Consider the following 20,419-nt stretch of genomic DNA (forward strand, 5'->3'; position numbering starts at 1 on the left):
TACCACCCGGGAGGCTAGCAGAAGGAGGTCCTAATGTCAAGGCAGGCGCCCGGCATCCGCCGGAGGGAGGCTCAACGACTGTCATTCCTGCCGAACACCGGCAGAACCCATGTCACCAGCCAGAAGAGAACAAAGGGGGTTATTCCCACCATGAGCGCTCCGAAAAGCCCCTCCTTGAATGTCTCGAAACTGTCGGGCCAGATGGGGAGCTGGTAGTGCATAAAGCCGGCAAAGGAGGATGAGAAGGCCTGACCGCCGATGACGACATTCCACCGCATCATGAATACCCCCAAAAGCACCAGCGCGCACCCCGCGGCGGCCCTTCTGATGGACAGCCCGGGGATGAGAAAGAGGATGAACGGCACCAGGTTGCCGAGGCCGTACTGGAGAATGAAGATATTGACGAAGTCGCGTCCATAGATGACGCTGCGCAGGATGTCCCACGATTTGACTGCCGTGTAACCCCGGAAAATCAGGTCCAAAAGCTCCAGGGTGATCGCCAGAACAAGGAACATGATAAGGTAGCGGGATGTCATTCTAACCACCTGGATCTCGGCACTCTTCAGCTCTTCCTTGGTCTCCAGCGCCCGCCCGTGTTTCCTCTGCCAGGAGAGAACCAGCTTCCTGATCTCCATGGTGGCTATATAGGTAAGAATGCATAAGGCGATACCTGAAACCACCGCCGAGCAGATGAAGATCACCGGCATCAGCGGGGTCATCCAGAGGGCATTGGCCTTGACCGAACCGAAAATGAAGCCGGCATAACCATGGAGGAAGCAGGCCACTGGGATGCCCACCGCCGCCAGCACCCTGACTGCTTTCTCATCCCGCGCCAGGGACTCTTCACCCAGGTCACGGGCACCGAGGGTCAGCACCGAGTAGAGCAGAAACCACGCCTGTTCAATCTTGCTGCGGCTCGCTTTGCCCCCCAGCCCGGCCGCCGTGGTGACAAAATGGCGGCGATAGACGAACCAGAGCTCGGAAGCGACGATCATGCCGTAGGTGGAAAAGACGATGCCGAAGGCGGCGATGGCCGACGTGAAGTGGGGGGTCATCATGACCTCGAACCCGCGCTGGGGCTGCTGCAGATGCAGCATGAGCGGCATCATGGCCACCGGCAGGAGGGCAAAGGAAAAGACCAGGGAGAAACGCGCTATCTCCTTCAACTGCTTCACGCCGAACACGTGATACAGTGATGAGAGAACAAAAGCGCCGGCGACGAGACCGGTCATGAAGGGATACATGACGATCTGGATCGTCCAGTAGATATATTCGTTCGGGTAAACGAAAAATTCCTTCAGCGTCCAAGCTTCACCATGTACCATGGCTACCTCACCTCCCTGGAAAGGCCCCGGTAGAACACCTGGGGCTTGGTCCCGTACTCTTCCTTGAGCACGGCAACACGCTCGCTCATGATGACCTTGGTGACCGGGTCATCCGGATTCCGCAGATTCCCCACGAGCCGCGCGCCGAAGGGACAGGCATCGACACAGGCGGTCTTCATCCCCTTGCTGATCCGGTGGTAACAGAAGTTGCATTTTTCGGCAACGTGGTAAACAGGATGGAAAAAGCGCACCCCGTAGGGGCAACCCATGATGCAGTAGCCGCACCCGATGCACCAGGAGCGATCGACCAGCACGACACCGTCGGCGGCCTGGTAGGTGGCTCCCACAGGACATACCTGGACGCATGGCGGATTGTCGCACTGATTACAGAGCTTGGGGACAAAGAAGGCTTTTTCAATATCCTCGTCCCGTATTGTCTCCATGCGCCCCTCTCCCAGATCGACCCTTTTGTCGATGAAACCGTCCCGGGCGGCTTTGGGGGAGTCGATATGGGTGCGGCCGTCCTTGGTGACGATATAGCGTTCGACCCAGGTACGGGAAACATCGGCATCATAAGGGGTCTCGTTCTCGATTTTACAGGCCTTGACGCACATGCCGCAGCCGACGCATTTATATGTGTCCACCAGGAACCCCCAGCGCACCGGGGCAGCATCCTTCCTCTCGGCGTGAAGCCTTTTCGGATCGAACCATTCGAGAGCCGCCAGGGGCATGGCAATGCCTCCCGCCACAAGGAGGGCGTTTTTACAGAACCTTCGCCGCGTGATCATGTTGCGCCTCCTTCAAGGGATTGTGGGGATAATGGCAAAGTACACATTCTGCCCCGGGATTGTGAGTATCGGGATCGATGCCGCGGATGTTACCTCTGATGCTGGACTTGTAGGGAAGGCGGCTGTGACACCGCAGGCAGAGTTTTCGTTCCCGGTTGATGGTCAGGGTGGGAGGATCTTCGGGGTGCCCCAAAGCGGGACCATGGCAGTCTTCGCACATGATCCGCCCATGGGGAGAGCTTAACAGTTCCGTGTATTTTTCCCTGTGGCACTCCTTGCAGTACTCGTTGGTCTTATACTTGACCCGGATGTTCTTCCATTCCTTTTCATTGCCGAGACGGTACCAACCGTACATGTAGCCCCGGTCGTGGATGCCGAAGTCTCTCGGCACCGCCACCACCCTGACGATCAGGATAAGTGCGATAATGCAGAGAGCCACATTTAACGGCCGCCAGACATGATTATTCACATCCCCCTCCTGCCGGCCTTGTTTTTCAGCCGGATTGCATTAGCAGGTTGTTGAAAAACGTCGAGAGGAGGCCGAGATGCAAGGCTTAAGCGAGCGAAAAGCCGAAGCGTACCCACTGTACGCTGAGGTTTTGAGCGAGTTATAACGCAGCAGATCGGACCCGCAACAGTTTTTCAACAGCCTGCTAGGTTTTAACTGTAGCAAAAGATCGGACACACGCAACAAATGGCCACCTTATAAAGCTGCAATTCAAGATACTTAACAATGCCCTCCTGAACGGAAACTTTCGGATGCGCCTTTTACAGAGCTTCATTAAAGACAAAACATTGTTCCATACTAAGAAAAAACACAATAGCCCATTTGCTTTTTGATTTGACAAATTCATAACAGCCATTGTAGATTTATCAATCTAACTTGCCAATTTTACAAGATAATCTTAATATACCATCCATGGAGGAACGATGAACAATTCTAAAACACCGATTACACGATACTTGTACAACCCCATAAGTCTGGCCGGAATTGTACTGGCTGCTGTGGCAACCGGACTTATCATTGCCTTTCTGGCAATGGAGATGATTACCGGTGTTGAAAACCCCTACCTGGGGCTGCTCGTCTATTTCGCCTTTCCCGGTATGCTCATTCTCGGCCTGCTCCTGGTACCTGTGGGCGGATTTCGCGTCAGGGCCAAGATGCGCAGCGGTGCCCCTGAAGAAATTCCCCCCTTTCCCCGCATCGATCTCAACGATACTCATAAACGGCGCTTTTTCATCTTCTTCGTCGTTGCCACCTTCATCTTCGTTCTCATTGTTTCCATCGCCTCCATCAAGGGCTTCGAGTTCACCGAATCCACAACCTTCTGCGGCGAGCTCTGCCATCAGGTAATGAGCCCAGAACATACGGCCTGGAGCAATTCTCCCCATGCAAAGGTGAAATGTGTCGAATGTCACGTGGGACCAGGGGCCGAATGGTACGTCAAGGCAAAGATTTCGGGTCTGCGCCAGGTATATGCCGTATTGAGCCATACTTTCCCCACCCCCATCGAGACCCCCATCGAGAACCTGCGTCCGGCCCGGGATACCTGCGAGCATTGCCACTGGCCCGAAAAGTTCTACTCAGGACGGCAGAAGGTCTTCTATCACTACGCACCCAACGAATTTAACACCCAGCGCGAGGTCAACCTGCTGATCAACATCGGCGGCACACCCAAGACACCCCATGCCAAGGGCATCCACTGGCACATCGGCAGCGAGGTCACCTATATCGCCACCGACAAGAAGCGACTGGAAATACCCTACATCTCCGTCAAGGATAAGGACGGCAAAGTCACTGATTACATGAGCACCGAAAAACCCCTGACCAAGGAGCAGATCGCCAAGGCGAAGAAGCGGCTCATGGACTGTACCGACTGTCACAACCGGCCGACGCACATCTACCGTTCACCGGGACAGGAGATGGATGAGAATTTCGTCAGCGGCCATATCGATGCTTCGCTGCCGTACGTGAAGAAAGTGGCCGTCGAGCTTCTGACCAAGCCTTACAAAAATGTTGCAGAGGCCAAAACGGCCATTGCCACCGGCCTACATGACTACTACAACAAGAATTACCCGAAGCTGGCTGCGGAAAAGGCAGCAGCGATCAATAAAGCAGTTGAAGAAGTCCAGGCCATTTACGGCCGTAACTTCTTCCCGGAAATGAAGGTTTCCTGGAACACCTATCCGAACCATATCGGCCATTTCTACACCCCCGGGTGCTTCCGCTGCCATGATGGCAAGCACAAGTCGCCCCAGGGCAAGGTGATCTCAAAAGACTGCAATCTCTGCCACACGGTCCTCAGCCAAAAGCAGGAGAACATCCCTGCCGGCACGACGGTGAAGAACTTCGTTCATCCCGTTGACATCGGCAATGAGATCTACACCACAAACTGCAGCGAGTGCCACTCGGCTGGCGGTGAAGACATCCCCGGCGGCGGCAGCCACGAGAAGTAAACTGCATCGCCTTTGACACGAAAAAAGCCCCTGGGATATCCCGGGGGCTTTTTTGTTCTCCAGACATTTCGGGGGAAGGCAGTCGTGGCATCGGGAGAGAGCGACGAGCTACAGCGGCAAGCGGACACCAGCCGCATGTGGAACGGAGGCAACCATGTCAATCCAAGCATCATGCACCATTACGCGTGCGGCACCACAAGGTCCGCAGCTGTGGCGACAGAGCGAACGGACGATGTGGTGACTGCCTTCCCGGGATGGTGGTGATTTTGACAAGGGCCTTCAGAGAATCCGCTCGCCGAAAAGGGAAGCGGTCAGGTCGCTGACAACCCTGGCGCTGTGGTTGCGGTTGTCGAAGACAGGGTTTATTTCCACCACATCCAGAGAAGAAAGCCGCCTGCTGTCGGCAATGATTTCCATAAGCAGCTGGGCCTCCCGGTAGGTTATGCCGCCGGGGGTCGGCGTGCCGACGCCGGGAACCTCCATGGGGTCGAGCACATCCGCATCGAGGCTCACATGGATCCGCTCGTGGTGACCGAGAAAGTCCAGACACTGGCGGGCGATGTTTCCCATCCCCTGTTCATCCACATCGCGCATGGTGAATACCTTGATGCGTTTTTCCCGAAGCCGCAGCCGCTCCTTGGGATCCAGATCCCGCACCCCCACCAACACCACGTCATCCCGCTTCAGTTTCGGCCCGGGCCTTCCCAGGTTCACCAGCCGCACATATCCGTCCCCCATCAGGTGCGAGAGGACCATGCCGTGGATATTGCCCGAGGGGGAGGACTTGGGTGTATTGATGTCGCCATGGGCGTCGATATAGATCACACCGGCCTGTTTCCGCTCGGTGATGCCGCCGATGGTGCCGATGGCCAGAGAATGATCGCCGCCGATAAAGATGGGGGCGAATCCCTGCTCGACCGCATCTCGTGCAGCCACATATGCCGCTTTGCATACCCTGGTTATGGCTGCCAGGTAGGTAACATCCCTTCCCCGGGAGAGGGCCTCCCGCACCGGCACCGCAAGGTTGCCGCAATCCCATACCTCATGACCCAGATTTGCCAGCCGTTCCGCCAGTCCCGCATAGCGCACGGCACTGGGTCCCATGTCCACCCCCCGCAGGGATTGCCCCAGGTCCAGGGGTACACCGATCAGCTTTATTTTCCTCCGCACCACTACCTCCTTGCGCTACAGGACGCTGGGCATCATGCACTCTCCCCATGAAGGTTGTGCCACAGGTTTACCATAAAGTCCTGGGCATTGGTCAGAATGGCAACAGCCTGGGCGGAGCCCCGGTTGGCCAGCTTATCGGCGGAAAACTCCGTCATGTCGATTATGTAGAAAAAAACGGGGCGGACATCACCACTCTCCAGCACCTTGTATCCAGGAACCATGTTGCCGAAGGCGATGGCATGGAGTTGGGTGGCCACGGCAATGACGGTGGTGGCTTTCCTGGCATGGACGCGCATGGCATCCTGCGCAAGACAGACATCGGTGATCACCTCCGGCAGCGGCCCGTCATCCCGGATGGAACCCGCTAGCACATAGGGAACCCCTTTTTTTTCGCAGGCGCAGATGATCCCGTCATGTAGCTTGAGGGCCGCGACGGCCGCAGCTATGGATCCATATTCGCGGACCCGGTTGATGATCTCCAAGTGGTTGTAGTGACCATGGGGCATCAGGGCCTGGGTATAGATGTCCTGCCCCAGCCCCGTGCCGAACTGGGCTGCCTCCAGGTCATGTGTGGCCAGGGCATTTCCAGCCAGCAATGCATGGCAGTATCCCGCTTCGATAATGCCTTGCATGGCATCGCGGCTGTCCTTGTCGAAGGCCACCGCCGGGCCGAGGACCCAGACGATGTGCCCCTGCTCCCTGTCATGGCGCAGTATCCGGTAAAGTTGATCATAGGAGCGGGAAAAGGGGGTCTCGCGGGTATCACGGCTGCGGAAGGAGAACTTTTCATGCCCGGCAGCGCCGGCTTGGGCGAAGCCATCCGGGTGCACATAAATGCCTTCCTCCCCGTCCTCCGTCCTCCCCACCACCACCCGGTCCCCTTTCCGCAGGCGTCGGGCTTCCACCGCCTCGACCGTTTCTCCCCGCAACACCAGCACCGCATCCATACGACTCTCGGCGACCAGCAGCCACCTGCCCCCTCCAATGTGGAGATACTCCGGGTGATTGGAAGTACCGTGGAAGTTGTCCGGTGCCACCCCCTGCCGGGGAGCGGAGGCTGTCCGCACGGCCGGAGCATGAAGCAGCTTCGGCGCGGTAAAGTCTGGGGGCGTATAGGTAGGAATAATGGACATGGTGCATTCCCTCCAGCACATCATGAATGGTTGATGTGCTTTGAGGGTCAATTATTGCGGAGCTTTGCCGATTGTCAACAGCGCCCCGGAATGAAAAAAAGGTCCTTCGGACATTTTCGGGGAAGACAGTCGTGGCATCGGGAGAGAGCGACGAGCTGCAGCGGCGAGCGGACACCCGCCGCATGTGGAACGGAGGCAACACCGCCGATTCAAGCATCAGGAACCATTACGCGGGCGACATCGCAAGATCCGCAGCTGTAGCGACAGAGCGAACGGACGATGTCGCGACTGCTTTTTTTTCACAGAATTCCTGGACGAACCGAAAAAAGCCGCTCTCTTCCGAAAGCGGCTTTCCGTAACTCATATGGTGCAATCTACAGCTCCTCGAAAACCTCCGCCTCCCCGTTTTCGTCGTCTTCCGACTCGAAATCCTCGTCGAAAACCCGCTGCAGAAACTTCTTATTACTATCGATGTTTCGCTTGATTTCCTGGGCCAGTTCCTCCAGGAGATCTTTCTCTTCAGCCACCCGCTACCTCCCCTTTTTGGCCAGAACCTGACGATAGAGCTCCTCGTATTTCCTGGCCGAAGCATTCCAGGAGAAATCGCCTGCCATGCCGCGTTTCATCATTTTTTTCCATGAAGCTTTATCGGCGTGGGCATTGATAGCTCTGGACAACGCCTCCCACAGAGCTTCAGGTGTGTAGTCGTCAAAGGAGAAGCCGTTGGGCTCCCGTGACTGGTCCCGTTCGTCGAAAACGGTATCCGCCAGCCCCCCCGTTTTCCTGACCACCGGCACGGCCCCGTAGCGCAGGGCGATCATCTGCCCCAGACCGCACGGCTCATAGCGCGACGGCATGAGGAAGATATCGCTTCCCGCGTAGATCTGCGGGGCCAGCTCGGGATGAAAGCCGATGTTGACCGAGATGTTGTCCGTTCCAAGAGCCGCAAACTCCTGGAGCAGCTTCAGATACTTTTCGTCGCCGGTACCTAACAGCACCAGTTGCAGTTTTGCCTTGGCAATCCTGGGCAGTAGAGCCTCCAGGAGGTCGAAACCCTTCTGCTCTGTAAGCCGCGAAACCATGCCGATCAAAGGGACATCCTCGGCGACCTCCAGACCGAGACGTTTTTGCAGGGCCTTCTTGTTATGGGCCTTTCCCGCTGGGGCGGCAGGGGTATAGTTTCTGCTGATGCCCCGGTCCGTTGCCGGATTCCAATGTTCGTAGTCGATGCCGTTCAACACACCATATAGATCATTCCTGCGCAGGGCCAGCACCCCATCAAGCCCATCACCCGCCTCGGGGGTAAGAATCTCCCGGCAATAGGTCTCGGAAACGGTGTTGATCACGTCCGCCGTCAGGATCGCCCCCTTCAGCAGGTTAATCTTGCCGTAAAACTCCAGGCAATCGATGGTGAAAAGAGACGGGTCGAGTCCCATGTCCACCATGGCCTCGCGGGGAAAGAGTCCCTGGTAGGCAAGATTGTGGATAGTGAAAACGGTGCCTGTCTTGCTGAAAAAAAGATCATCCCCCTTCTCTTTCTTCAGGATCAGGGGAATCATGGCTGTCTGCCAGTCATGGCAATGGATGATGTCGGGGCGATAATCCATCTTTTTCAGGAGATCGAGCACACCCCGGCAGAAAAAAGCGAAGCGCTGATGGTTATCGGGGTATTCGCCGCTTGCCGTCCCGTAAAGGTGGTCCCGGGAGAAATATTCCTTGTTCTCCAGCAGATAGACCGGGATGTCCTCAAGGGTGGTGTGGCGGAACAGCCCCCGTTTGGCGGAGCCGCCGACCATGACGTCCACGCTCTTGCGCCCCTTTCTGATCCCGTACCCTCCCCTTTCCACCTCGCTGTAAAAGGGAAGGATGATGCGGACGTCATGCCCCTGTTTCTTCAGGCTTTTGGGCAGCGCGCCAGTTACATCCGCTAGCCCGCCGCTTTTGGCGAACGGGGTGACTTCCGATGCGACAAAAAGAATTTTCATACAAGCACTACCTTTCTGTAAAGTTTCTGCTATATCTCGGCCTCGCGGAGGAAAGCCGCCGCATCCTCCGGTGAGGTGGGATTGATGTAAAAACCGGTTCCCCATTCGAAGCCGGCAATCTGGGTCAGCCGCGGCACCAGCTCCATGTGCCAGTGGTAATCGTATTCGATCGAGCCCCAGTAGTCAGGCTTTCCCAGGCGCGGCTGCCGGGGAGGCGCCGTATGAAGAATGAAGTTGTAAGGGGGATCCTTCAGCACCGTTTTCAGTCTTTGCAGCATGTCCTTCATGGCAACAGCCAATTCACCCAGCTGCCCGTCGTCCATCATAGCAAAGTCGTGGGAATGTCGCTTCGGATAGAGACGCACCTCGAACGGAAAACAGGAGGCATAGGGGGTGATGGTCACGAAGTTGGCGAATTCCTTGACGATTCTGCTGCCGCTTTCCAGCTCGAAATCGATCAGATCGCAGAAAATACAACGCTCCTTGCTCTCGAAGAAATCCCGGCAGATCTTCAGTTCCGTAGCCGCAACCGGCGGCATAAGGGGGACGGCAATCAGCTGACTGTGGGAATGGGCCAGGGTGGCGCCGGCACGAATGCCGTGATTTTTGAACAACACCATGTAGCGAAGCCTTGAATCTCGTCGCAGGTCCAGGTAGCGGGCGCGGTAGGCCTTCAGCACATCGGTGATCTCCGCCGGGGAGAGATCCGCCATCCCCTGGTCGTGCCTGGGGGTTTCGATGATCACCTCATGGGCGCCGATGCCCGACATGACGTCATAGACGCCGTATCCCCGGCTCTTCACCTCCCCCTCGACCCGCAGCACCGGGTATTTATTGGGGATGACCCGCACCTTCCAGCCGGGTGAGTTGGCCGGACCGGAGGGACGAATGGCAAAGATCTCCGCCGGCGTCTTGTCCTCATTGCCGTAGCAGAACGGACAGCTGGTAACCTCCTTCTCCTGGGGCTCCGACTGAAAGTCCCGCGGACGCCTCCCCCGCTCGGTGGCGATGATCACCCAGTGCAGCTTCAGAGGGTCCCAGCGCAGTTCAGACATGCTTCCTCCAATCAGAATAATGCAAGGCAGTGTTCGCGCTCAAAAATCCCCAGGTGCAAGGCGTCGAGGAGCGAGCAGCGGAGCATACGCCAGTATGTGAGCAGCACAGCGACGAAGACAACGCCGCAGATGGGCGTTTTTGGGTGCGAACTATATGAGCCACGTTTCCAGTTCCAGATCCGCCCCCGCGTAATTCAGCATGAGCGGCGAATCGGCAGGCCATCGCCCCATTTCCTCTTCGCCCCGCATCAAGGTAAAGTAGGCGAAGAGTTTGTCCCCCGGCAGCAGGTTCAGGATGTCCAGGGGCACCCGCGCTTCGGCTACCTTGACTATTTTCCAGCTGCAGATGGCCTCCGTAGGATGCCATTCCCTTTCCCCCTTGACCCACAGCGGCCCCTCTTCCGCCTCCAAGGTCATGGACAGCCGGTACTCGTTCTCATGGATCAGGTGCAGGTTCAGATGGTCCTTGGACAGCAGGGTCTTTCCCAGGGATTGAACACCATCGATCCGAAAATACATGTATTTACGATCAAAGCCATAGAAAAAGGACTGCATCAGGGCTTCGGCCGCATGCATCGCCGAGGCCTGCTTGGTCAGATCGTAGAGCCCGGCCGCCAGCCACTCAAAGTAATCGGTGACGAAACCACTGATTGCCGGCGAAAGCAGTGCCGCCGGTTCACGGACGAAACCGGCCACCCCTTTCTTCTTGATCGACTCGTAGAGCTCGCTGGGGATGGCCAGGCCGAGCAGCCGGTAAACGTTCATCAGGTGACGGCGGAACAGTGCATCGAAACGGTCGCTGTGGGGAGAAAAATGGTCATCCCCATACCACCAGAACCAGTCGCTTCCCTCGGCTGCATAGAGTGACCGGCACACGGCCAGGGCCGTTGCCGAACCGCCATCCCCTTTGCCGGCAAGGAGTGCCGCCACCTCAGGGCTGGCCTCAACAGCAGCATGACGTGCCTTCGCCAGATAATCCCAGCCGAGATTTTCTTCCGGATGGCCGACCCAGATGCCGTAGTTGGCGTTTATCCAGGAGCCGGGATGGATATGGTCGATGCTGCGTCTCTCCCCCACCCTTTCCAGCACCTGGGAAAAGGTTGCCGGAGTAAGTCCCGGCGTCTCCGCCACCGCCCGGTAAAGGCGGCTCAGGAACGTGTAGCCGTTGTCGGCATAATACTCCCAGGCATTCTCCCCGTCCAAGATTACCGGCACGACCCGGGCACCATGGATGCGGTGGCGGATATCCTTCAGCCGGTCAACGAAGTCGGCAACGGCCCGTTCCGGGCTCCACTGGGAATAGGTAAAGCCGATCAGGTCGGAAAGGGCATGGTCACGAAAGAAGAGGGAGATATCCCCCCCCTGCTGTCGAAACCGGTAGGGCTGGTAGAGGGCCTCCCTGCTACCGCCGATTCCTCCTTGAAGGGTATGGGCGAGGACCCCTTCGTCGGTGGCAGCCCATGCAATGCCGCACTGGGCAATTATGCCGAGCGCCTCATCACTGACGGAGCCTTCCGACGGCCACATCCCCAGGGGTTTGAAACCGAATATCTCCTCGAAGCGGGCAACCCCTTGGGACACCTGGGCAAAGGCATCCTCCGGGTGCAGAAAGGAAACGGCCGGCAGGTTGACCTTGGGCATGGCCACCCGGGCCATTTTCATGTCGCAGAGAAGGGGCAGGATCGGGTGGAAATAGGGGGTGACCGACAACTCTGCTTTTCCTTCCCCGTGCAGTTTTCCGTACAGGGGAATAATCTCCCCCACCAGTTCCCGCTGCAGCGAGAAGAGCAGCGCTTTGTCCTCGGGGGAAAAGTTCTTGCCCTTTGCCATCAGCTGCCTGAACTGAGGGAATCGGCGCCGTGCAGCCTCACCCGTCCAGGCCAGAAAAAACCAGACCTGCAGGTCCAGGATGTCCTGGTCCCTGAACTGGCGCAGGCGGTCCTCGACTCCCCCCCCTTCACCAGCCAGGCAGTAGAGTTCGAAATAGCGCTTGTACGGCTCTATCATACGCTGCCGGTTGGCGGAAAAAAAGTTCTCCAGGAGAAACCTTTTTTCCTCTTCCTGCATATCCGCAGGAGCCTTCTGTCCAAGCAGCAGAAAGGGGTCTACAGCATTACCCGAGGCATAATCGAGGATCTGATCCAGGAGGGACGGCACCAGGTTGAAAACCGCCCTGGCGCCGGGAGTTTCATCGACAATGGCCGCCATGTCATAATAATCCTTGATGGCATGGAGGTATGTCCAGGGCAGGGCGTACTCACCCTTGAGGGGGTCTTTGTAGTACGGCTGGTGCATATGCCAGAGAAAGGTTATGTACAGGGGGTCTGTCATTTATAATCCGGTGCGAGGTTCGACGTTCGAGGTTCGAGGTTTCGATCCTTTAACTTTGAACTTCGAACTTCGAACCTCGAACTGTTTTTATTGCAGCTCCTTTTTCCATTTCTCCACTTTTTTCCGGTACTCGTCCAGCAGCCGGTGGGCCACCTTCTGGTCTTTGGCCTCGGCAACTATGTGTACATATGGGTTGTACTGGTCGGGAAGCACCAGCACCCAGTCCTCACCGAAATGGACCTTGATGCCGTCGATGTAGATCGCTTCCTTTTCCAGGCTGTCCTCACTCATCTTGCGCATGATCCCCCCCTTCATGTCCCAGGTGCAGGGCACCTTCCCCTGAAGGAAGGTTCGCCGGGGGATGTCTTCCAGAATGCGGGACAGGGCCGTTTCTGCAGCCGCCGCCAGCTCTATGGTTTTGGCAATGGTGAACATGCCGTCGAAGGCCGCCTGGAATTTCGGGAAGGCAAAGCGGCCATCCATGGATCCGGCCATGATCACCTCCGACGACTGGGCAGCTTCGATCATGGAGCGCTCCGCACTCTTTGTGCGGCGGACCGAACAGCCCTTCTCGTGGGCCAGTTGTTCGATGACGGACGGTGCCGAGACAGGCACGGCAAATGCCCCTCTGACCCCGGTTTTGAGCGACAGGGCCACCAGCATGGTGAGAAACTCAGAGGGCTCGTAGATCTTCCCGGTCTCATCTACAAGGATAACCTCTTCGGAAGTGGTATCAAGCCAGAAACCCGCTTTTGCCTCCAGGGAAGCGACAATTTTTGCCAATTGCTGCAGGCTCTGGGCATTGTTATCCGGCTTTTTCGTCCCCCGTTCTTCGTCGATATAGGCATTGATGCCGATCACTTCGCAGCCCATGTCATTGAGGATGGCCGGCAAGGTCTGCCCCGCAGGTGAGTGGTTGAAGTCCACCACCACCTTGAATCCGGCCTTTCGCAGCAATTCCATGTCCAATGCCCGGGCGAATCCTTCCCGATAGAAGTCGGCCACCTGGGGCAATTCGCTGATTCCCCCCGGTTCCATATGGTGGGCACGGCGAAAGTTTTCCTTGTAAAAAATACGCTCCACGTTTTTGCCCATGGAACTGGAAAAGTCCAATCCATCGGCATCGAGAAAGACGATCTCGGTGGATGCCGGATCGTCGATGGCCTGGCGGAAGTGGACCCCCCCTGTCTCGCCGAAGGTCCGGAGCTTGTATCGCATGATGGGAAGGGACACCATTTTCAGGTCGCGCACGTTCACGCCTGCAGAAAGTATGCCGCCAAGAAAGCTTCGTTTCAGCATCCGGGAGGAGAGGGATGAATCGCGCCCCGCCAGGACGAAACTCCCCTTCTGGAGCGATGTTCCGTAGGCGCACCCCAGCTTGGCGACGAACTCCGGCGTCAGTTCGATATTGGTCAGTCCCTTGATCATCTTTCCTTCAAAGAGCGATTTTTTCCATCTTTCACCCCATATGAGGTTGCCGGTGACCGTCGATCCCCCCTCGATGACTTTGCGCGGCCAGATTTTCACGTCCCGCTTGATGTAGACATCCTCGCCGATGGAGGTGTCATCGGCGACGATGGTCCCCTCCTCCATGACCACTCCCTGGCCGACGCTGACATTGTTGCAGACGACGCTGTCGGTGATCTTGGCCCCCCGCTTGATGTAGACGTTATCCCAGATGACGCAGCGGGAGAGCCGCACCCCCGGTTCGATGGTGCAGTTGCGGCCGACGACCGTGTCCTTCAACTGGGCATTGTCCTGGACCTGGGAGTTGTCGCCGATGACGACGGTGCCGTCAAGACCGACGCTGCGGTCGAGCTTGACGTCGGCACCGATGCGCAGGTCCTTGCCGATCAGGTCCTGCTTGTGGGCATCTATGCGCGTGTATACCTTGCCCCGCAGGATGTCGTGATGGGCCTCCCGATAGGAATCAGTGTTGCCGATATCCCGCCAGTAGCCCTTCAGGGGAAAACCGAAGAGCGGTTCCTTCTTTTTCAGCAGGAGCGGGAAGAGATCCTGGGAAAAATCGAAGTTCTCCCCCTCCGGAATATATTTGAAAATCTCCGGTTCCAGTACATAGATGCCGGTATTGATGGTATCGGAAATGATTTCTCCCCAGCCCGGCTTCTCTAGAAACTGGGTAATCCGCCTGTCCTTGTCTGTTATGACCACGCCGAACTGGAGCGGATCCTTGACGGAGGTCAGGGTGATGGTCGCCAGAGCCTTATTGTCTTCATGGAAGTTGATCACCTTCTGCAGGTTGAAGTCGGTCAGCAGATCGCCGCTGATGATAAGGAAACGCTCGTTGAGATACTTCTCGGCACATTTGACCGCACCTGCGGTCCCCATATCCTCAAGAGGAGTGACATAGGTGATCTTGACGCCGAAATCGGCACCGTCGCGGAAGAAATTCTTGATGATATTGGGCTGGTGATAGAGGAGCAACACCAGGTCGGTGACATGGTACTTCTTCAGAAGCTCGACGATGTGGAGCATGATCGGCCGATTGAGGAGGGGAACCATGGGCTTCGGAGTATTACAGGTCAGGGGTTGCATGCGGGTGCCGAAGCCCCCGGCCATGATAACTGCTTTCATAGAAACATAGCTCCTTTTACATTAAATTGACATTCGATGGTCATGCCCGTGCAGAAAGATGCTGCATGCGTCTCCGCCTTGCAGCGACGTCAGCCGGCCTTGAGTCGCCCCTTCTTCTCCAAGACCCGCCGTATTTCGTCCTTCAACTCCTGCAGATCGCTGGATTTGACCACGTAGGCATCGGCAAGCCAGGCGGAAAAATCATCCTTATAGAGGGAAAAAGCGCTGGAGAGAATGACCGGCAGATCATGGCGCTCCTTGACTATCTGCTGAAGGAGCTCAATGCCGCTTTCGTTCTTCAGCTTTATGTCCAGGACGACCAGATCTACCTCATGGGTTTTCAGCTGCTCGACAGCCTCGGCGGCAGTAGCGGCAGTAATCACTTCATATCCCTCGTCGGTGAGCTCCTGAGAATAAAGCAGCCTGATATTGGCTTCATCATCCACCACCAGTAGTTTACTCATGCATGGGTTCTCCTTTCTTGATGGGAAGCTTCATTTTATAAATCGTACCTCCGCCGGGGCGGTCCTCGATGATGAATTCATTGCCGTGACGCTCCAGGATGGCCCTGCAGACAGGCAGCCCGGAACCTGAACCCAGCTCCTGGGTATCCACAAATGGGGTGGTCAACGATTCCCTGATTTCTTCCGGCATGGCCGGACCATTATCGCTTATTTCCACAACGACACAGTCCCCTTCACGGCTGGTCTTCAACCATATTGCCCCGTTATCGGCCATGACTTCCATGGAATTGATGATGAGAGCTCTGACACAGTAGCTTATCTGCTTATAGTCGATCCAGACCATGGGCAGGTCCGTCGTCTGGTCCAGGTGGCCGTCGATGCCCCGCTGCTTCAACCGTTCCAGCATCTCCACGTAGACGGAATTCACCAGTTGGTTCACATCCCACATATCCATGGCGGGAAAGAGCGAATCCGAATAGCTCAGCACCTCGGCAAGGACGTTCTCCAGCTGCTTCGCCTCAGCAACGATGGTCTCGATCTGGGCTCTCCGTTTGTCGTTTTCGTCGCTGTTCTTCAAGAGCGAGCGGGCAAAGCCGCCGATGATCATGAGCGGATTACGGATAGAATGGGCGATACTGGAGGTGATCTTGCCCACCAGCGCCATTTTTTCCATCTTGACGATCAGTTCCTGCTGCTCCTTCAGCTTGACGTTGGCAGCGGTGAGTTTGGACAGTTCCTCCCTGAGCCGCTCGTATAGAGAAGCCCGTTCCAGGGCGAACGCCACGGGAAAGGCAAAAGTCTCCATTGACTGCATGTCCTGCACCGTGATCGGCTTATGTGTGACGCAATTGTCGGCGACAATCACACCGATGCGGCGTTTCCTCGAAATGAGCGGCATGACCAGGAAGCAGTCCACACCGAGAACAGCAGCCAGCTCAGGGTCCACATCCGGATTATGAAAGGCGTTTTCCACCAGTACCGGCTTCTTGCCCCGCAGTGCCCGGTTAAGGATGTGCGTTTCATCGGTGAGCGGCACCGACAGCTTCTCCAGGACGTCCTGGAACTTGACCTTCTCCGACAAGAGCTTGGTCTTCTGAAAGGTCCTTGCCATGCCGTGCAGGGAATCATTGGTCCGGTCGATGTCCTGCCAGATCTGCCAGGCCTCTTCGTAATTTCTCGGTCCCACCCCAAGGTATCCCTTCAGATACTGGCGGTCCTTGTCCGCCATGAGCAGGAATGCCCGGTTCATGCCGAATCCCTTGCCGGCGGTAATGGCAGTCATCGCAACGGAAAGCACCTCGTCCAGGTCCATGGAGGTCTGCAGCACCACGCTCAGTTCGTGGAGAAACCGCATCTCCCGGGTCTTGCGGTTGACGAAATTGGTCATGGAGGCCATTTTGGCCTTCTGTTCCAGATACTCGGCCACAACCAGCGGCAGGATTCCGGACAAAGGGTCGCCGGAATCTTTCAGGCGCTCCATGTCGTTCCTGAACCGGGGGCACTCCAGACATTTTTCCATGATCCGCTGCTGCAGCGCTCCGTAGAGCACTTCCTCCCCCTCGGCAATAAAGGGACACTCTGCAGCAGTTATCTCTTTCTTCTTCCAGCAGCACTCCCAGTCCAAGCAATCCTCCGTGAAGCACGTTCCGGCAACCGGCAACAGTGGGAACCCGGCAGAGCTGTATCCCTGCGGATTTTGCCTTTTCAACACCCGGCAGGGTGCGGAAACTGCAAAAGTATACCAGCATGAACCTTTTTTTCAACCGACGGAGATTTTCACCTCCGATCCCGGCATTATGGTATAAACAAAAGGTGCTGATTACGCGAAATTCTGCCCCGAAGCACATCGTTCCCGCGCCGGAAGAGAAAAAGGAATTATTTTAAAAAAGGAATTAATATCGATGGTCGGAAAAAGCATCAGGATCGGAGTCAGTTCTTGTCTTCTGGGAGAAAAGGTCCGCTACGACGGTGGACATAAGCATGAGCCGGTCATCACCCATGTTCTGGGCGGTCATTTTTACGCTGGTGGGGGTCTGCCCCGAAACGGGATGCGGCCTTCCCATACCCAGGCCAGCCATGCGCCTGGAAGGAAACCCGGCAGCGCCGCGACTCGTGGTAATCTCCACCGGGGAAGATGTGTCCGCCTCCATGGAGGCTTTTTGCAGGGTCGAGGTGCAGCGGCTGGCGGGGCTGGATTTATCGGGGTTCATCTTCAAAGCGAGATCACCCAGCTGCGGGCTTTGCCGGGTAGAAGTCTTCAATGGAGGGGTGCCCGCCGCAACGGGCCGGGGTCTGTTTGCAGCAGCAATGGTCGATCATTTTCCGCTGATGCCCATGGCAGAGGAGGAAGGGGTGCGCCTGCCGGAAGTCAGGGAATCTTTCATCCGTCACGTGCTGGATTACCACCGCAGGCAGGAAACGGGGAACCGGTGACGGGCTGTCAGCCCCCCTTACCAACCAGCCCCTTGAGCCGTTCCATGTCATGGACGACCACCCGTCCTCCGTCCACCTCGATGAGCCCATCCTCCTTCAGCTTCCTGAAGGTGCGGGAGAGGGTCTCGCTGACCGTCCCGAGACGGGAAGCCAGCTCCCCTTTTTTCATGTCCAGGTCGATATAGGTCCTGCCCTGGAAGGTGGTGGATTTCCGCTCCGCCAGCTCCACCAGGTACGCGGCAAGGCGTGCCGGCACATCGGCAAAGGAAAGCTCCTCGATCTGGCGGGCAAAACGGCGCAGGAGCAGGGAGAGGGAGACGATCAGATTGAGGGAAAAGCGCGGGTTTCTCTCCAGAAGCCCCATGAAGGCCTCGCGCGGAAAAAAGATCGCTTCGCCGCTCTCCATGGCCTTGGCCTCGGCAGGATACTTGCCGTCGCCGAAAAAGGCGGCCTCGGCAAAAGTCTCCCCTGCATGGACGAAATGCAGCACCTTTTCCCTGCCATCCGGTGAAATCTTGCACAATTTCATGGACCCTTCCGCCAGGAGATAAAAGCCGCCGGCAACCTCCCCCTCCGTAAAAAGGGACTCCCCCCGGGCAAAGAGGCGCTTCACGGCAATCGCCTCCACCTGGGCCAGGTTCTCGTCATCCAGCCCGGAGAAGAGCAGTGATTTTTTCAGAATCTGCAGGGTTTCCATTAGATGCGCCTCCAGTGCAATCTCGTCCCGTTTTCTCGGATACCGCCAGGCAGCGGTAACAAGTCACTATTCCACATCATCTTGGCGCCGCTGTCAATCGTCCTTGATTAAAAAAGATCCCGCCCGATTGCTGCGAGATCTCACATGGTGCCGCCACTTTTGCCCTGTTCCATTTTGACTGCCCATACCAATGGATTACTTTATGGAATACCCCACCACATTCCGCCCTGTGCAGGAATAATCGATTTCCTTGGTGACCATGCGGGAGATGGTGCCCGTTTCCGTGTTCATCTTCCTGACAAAGAGGACGATTTTGCCGTTATTCATGTAGTTATAGGTGCCAACCACCACGTCGGACCGGGAATACTCGTCCTTCTTGATTTCGCTGAGCTTTCTCGTCAGGACCACCAGTCCGTTTTCCGAGAGCTTGAAGTACTTGCCGAATTCAGCCTGGACAATGCGATGGCAACAGACGTTGTTCAGCCCCGCCCGCATCAGCTCGCCCATGAGCAGGCCGGACTGACTGGGGAGAAAGGTCTGGATATCGGCAAAATCGGTAACGAGGACAGTCGTCCGCCCGGCATCGGCGCGGTTCAGACAGGTACGCGGCGCCTTCTTGTCGGCCATACCGGATGGGGAACAATCGGAGCACGTATCGGTGCAAAGCTCTGCCGCTATTTCCTCGAATAGTGCCCGCAGGTCAGTAGAATCGAGAAGGACCGGCAACGGCTTGTTCTGACAGGTTCCGCCAACCAGGTTGGATGCAAGCGAACCTGCACACCCCGTCAGCATCCAGCTCAATATAAAGGCTGACCAGCAGATAATGATCCGTCGTCTCATCGTGCCGTACCAGATGGGCCGTCACCCACGATCTTCATCGGTTTCAGGTGGTCGCTGTTGAACAGCAATCCCTCCGTAAACCAGCCGACCGGCATGTGTACCTGCCCCGACGACGCAACCAGCCCCGTTTCCATATCGATGACCCGGGCATTCACCACCACATTATTATCTGCAACCGAATAGGTCCCAGTGACGATACCCCCCACCTTGTAAGCTTCCTTGATCTTCGAGATATCCCGGCTCAGGGAAAACTCCCCGGTCTCGTTGATGGTCACATCCCTGGTCAGCCTTACCTCGAAGACCTTCCATCTCCGCACCTGCAGCTCATGGATCAGGTCCTCGGCCACCAGCCTCCCGAAAGCGGTCGTTTCCGAGAGCCGGTTGAGATTGGTGAAGCTGGTGACGATAAAGGTGTTGTCGGTGCTTTTTCGGTCAATATTCCGTTCGATCTGGTCAGCGAGGAAAATGATCCGGGCATTGAACCTGCCCACAGACGAATTGCTTGACGGAGACCGTAGCTGCTCGTCGACGATGTATCTCTCACCGGGATTTATGGTAGCGACCTCGGCACATCCGGCCAGAGTGGTCATGGAAAAGACAACGAAAAAAGAAACAAGCGAAATCGCCCGCGGCAGATTATTCATTCATGTCCCCTTTCGGGCTTTCTCCAAGCCCCTTGGTATTCCCCCCAGCCGGAAGAGTCACCGTATAGCCATGGGGATCGTCCGCATAGACATATTCGTTGCTCCGGTACGAAACGGGAAAGTCGCCCCCCCGGGAACAATCCCGGGCGCCGCAGTCCGACTGGGAACAGCCGCCCTCCTGGCACCAGGATTCCCATGTTACATCGTAAAGCGGCTTTCTAAAGCAGAAAACATCATTATCGCACCGCGTTATGGTCTTTCGGCTGATGCCGTTATCCATGACGACGGGAGGTGTGGTTGAGACACATCCTGAAACAATCAGACAAACCCACAGCAGCAAGAGACATGACACCCGCTTCATCGGCTCCCCCTGGTCAAGACGACTCCTGAATTATCAACACGTGGTAGTACCTATCGGCTGCAATCGGCAATCCTTTAGGGACGGGTTGCACCCGATTTCCGAAACCACCATTGCCAGCGGTAAAGGTTCAAGTAAACTTAG

General features: G+C 56.7%; 19 protein-coding genes. 3 read left to right on the forward strand and 16 right to left on the reverse strand.

Annotated features, from left to right (window positions below; all coding sequences use genetic code 11):
* Positions 1–71: 71 nt before the first annotated feature.
* The 3 genes from nrfD to ML541_RS00485 are packed head-to-tail and all read right to left on the reverse strand — an operon-like array spanning position 72 to position 2,582.
* A complete protein-coding gene (gene nrfD, locus ML541_RS00475; protein ID WP_243369691.1) occupies positions 72–1,325 on the reverse strand; it encodes an NrfD/PsrC family molybdoenzyme membrane anchor subunit in 1,254 nt (417 codons plus the stop codon).
* A 2-nt stretch (positions 1,326–1,327) separates the two neighbouring features.
* Positions 1,328–2,113, reverse strand: a complete 786-nt coding sequence (locus tag ML541_RS00480) for a 4Fe-4S dicluster domain-containing protein (protein WP_243369693.1) — start codon at positions 2,111–2,113, stop codon at positions 1,328–1,330.
* Positions 2,088–2,582: a cytochrome c3 family protein gene (locus ML541_RS00485; RefSeq protein WP_243369695.1), complete on the reverse strand. Its 495-nt coding sequence runs from the start codon at positions 2,580–2,582 to the stop codon at positions 2,088–2,090. The genes ML541_RS00480 and ML541_RS00485 overlap by 26 nt, the downstream gene beginning before the upstream one ends.
* Positions 2,583–3,043: 461 nt before the next feature.
* Between ML541_RS00485 and ML541_RS00490 the strand changes: the two genes are divergently transcribed.
* The gene (locus tag ML541_RS00490; RefSeq protein WP_243369698.1) at positions 3,044–4,570 is read left to right on the forward strand and encodes a NapC/NirT family cytochrome c; all 1,527 of its coding nucleotides are present in this window, start codon (positions 3,044–3,046) and stop codon (positions 4,568–4,570) included.
* An 84-nt stretch (positions 4,571–4,654) separates the two neighbouring features.
* On the forward strand, positions 4,655–4,834 hold the full coding sequence (locus ML541_RS00495) for a hypothetical protein (protein ID WP_243369702.1): 180 nt from the start codon (positions 4,655–4,657) through the stop codon (positions 4,832–4,834).
* A gap of 15 nt (positions 4,835–4,849) precedes the next feature.
* On the opposite strand, the gene rocF is transcribed toward ML541_RS00495, so the two are convergent.
* From rocF to ML541_RS00540, 9 genes are all read right to left on the reverse strand, one after another.
* Entirely contained in the window at positions 4,850–5,740 is an 891-nt protein-coding gene (gene rocF, locus ML541_RS00500; RefSeq protein WP_243369704.1) for an arginase, read from the reverse strand.
* 32 nt (positions 5,741–5,772) lie between these two features.
* Positions 5,773–6,873: a hypothetical protein gene (locus ML541_RS00505; RefSeq protein WP_243369706.1), complete on the reverse strand. Its 1,101-nt coding sequence runs from the start codon at positions 6,871–6,873 to the stop codon at positions 5,773–5,775.
* 374 nt (positions 6,874–7,247) lie between these two features.
* A complete protein-coding gene (locus ML541_RS00510) occupies positions 7,248–7,400 on the reverse strand; it encodes a hypothetical protein (RefSeq protein WP_243369708.1) in 153 nt (50 codons plus the stop codon).
* A gap of 3 nt (positions 7,401–7,403) precedes the next feature.
* Positions 7,404–8,858 (reverse strand): glycogen synthase GlgA, encoded by a 1,455-nt coding sequence (glgA, locus tag ML541_RS00515; RefSeq protein WP_243369713.1) that lies wholly within the window; start codon positions 8,856–8,858, stop codon positions 7,404–7,406.
* Positions 8,859–8,887: 29 nt separating this feature from the next.
* The gene (galT, locus tag ML541_RS00520; protein ID WP_243369718.1) at positions 8,888–9,913 is read right to left on the reverse strand and encodes a galactose-1-phosphate uridylyltransferase; all 1,026 of its coding nucleotides are present in this window, start codon (positions 9,911–9,913) and stop codon (positions 8,888–8,890) included.
* Between the two features lie 150 nt (positions 9,914–10,063).
* Complete coding sequence (locus ML541_RS00525) at positions 10,064–12,244, reverse strand: glycoside hydrolase family 57 protein (protein WP_243369720.1); 2,181 nt, start codon at positions 12,242–12,244, stop codon at positions 10,064–10,066.
* 87 nt (positions 12,245–12,331) lie between these two features.
* On the reverse strand, positions 12,332–14,839 hold the full coding sequence (locus tag ML541_RS00530; RefSeq protein WP_243369722.1) for a mannose-1-phosphate guanyltransferase: 2,508 nt from the start codon (positions 14,837–14,839) through the stop codon (positions 12,332–12,334).
* An 89-nt stretch (positions 14,840–14,928) separates the two neighbouring features.
* On the reverse strand, positions 14,929–15,303 hold the full coding sequence (locus tag ML541_RS00535; protein WP_243369727.1) for a response regulator: 375 nt from the start codon (positions 15,301–15,303) through the stop codon (positions 14,929–14,931).
* The gene (locus ML541_RS00540; RefSeq protein WP_243369729.1) at positions 15,296–16,927 is read right to left on the reverse strand and encodes a GAF domain-containing sensor histidine kinase; all 1,632 of its coding nucleotides are present in this window, start codon (positions 16,925–16,927) and stop codon (positions 15,296–15,298) included. Before ML541_RS00540 ends, ML541_RS00535 begins: the two co-directional genes overlap by 8 nt.
* Positions 16,928–17,283: 356 nt before the next feature.
* Between ML541_RS00540 and ML541_RS00545 the strand changes: the two genes are divergently transcribed.
* A complete protein-coding gene (locus tag ML541_RS00545) occupies positions 17,284–17,736 on the forward strand; it encodes a DUF523 domain-containing protein (RefSeq protein WP_243369731.1) in 453 nt (150 codons plus the stop codon).
* Between the two features lie 7 nt (positions 17,737–17,743).
* Here ML541_RS00545 and ML541_RS00550 read toward each other — a convergent pair whose 3' ends face one another.
* The 4 genes from ML541_RS00550 to ML541_RS00565 all read right to left on the reverse strand — a co-directional run bounded on the left by ML541_RS00550 (position 17,744) and on the right by ML541_RS00565 (position 20,278).
* Positions 17,744–18,433, reverse strand: a complete 690-nt coding sequence (locus ML541_RS00550) for a Crp/Fnr family transcriptional regulator (RefSeq protein ID WP_243369733.1) — start codon at positions 18,431–18,433, stop codon at positions 17,744–17,746.
* Positions 18,434–18,628: 195 nt separating this feature from the next.
* On the reverse strand, positions 18,629–19,273 hold the full coding sequence (locus ML541_RS00555) for a FlgO family outer membrane protein (protein WP_243369735.1): 645 nt from the start codon (positions 19,271–19,273) through the stop codon (positions 18,629–18,631).
* Positions 19,270–19,917, reverse strand: coding sequence for a FlgO family outer membrane protein (locus ML541_RS00560; RefSeq protein ID WP_243369737.1), 648 nt, complete (start codon positions 19,915–19,917; stop codon positions 19,270–19,272). The genes ML541_RS00555 and ML541_RS00560 overlap by 4 nt, the downstream gene beginning before the upstream one ends.
* Positions 19,910–20,278 carry a hypothetical protein gene (locus ML541_RS00565; protein WP_243369741.1) on the reverse strand — a complete coding sequence of 123 codons (369 nt, stop codon included), beginning with the start codon at positions 20,276–20,278 and terminating at the stop codon, positions 19,910–19,912. The genes ML541_RS00560 and ML541_RS00565 overlap by 8 nt, the downstream gene beginning before the upstream one ends.
* Positions 20,279–20,419 lie beyond the last annotated feature (141 nt).

This window comes from Geotalea sp. SG265, assembly GCF_022808985.1.
GTDB lineage: Bacteria > Desulfobacterota > Desulfuromonadia > Geobacterales > Geobacteraceae > Geotalea.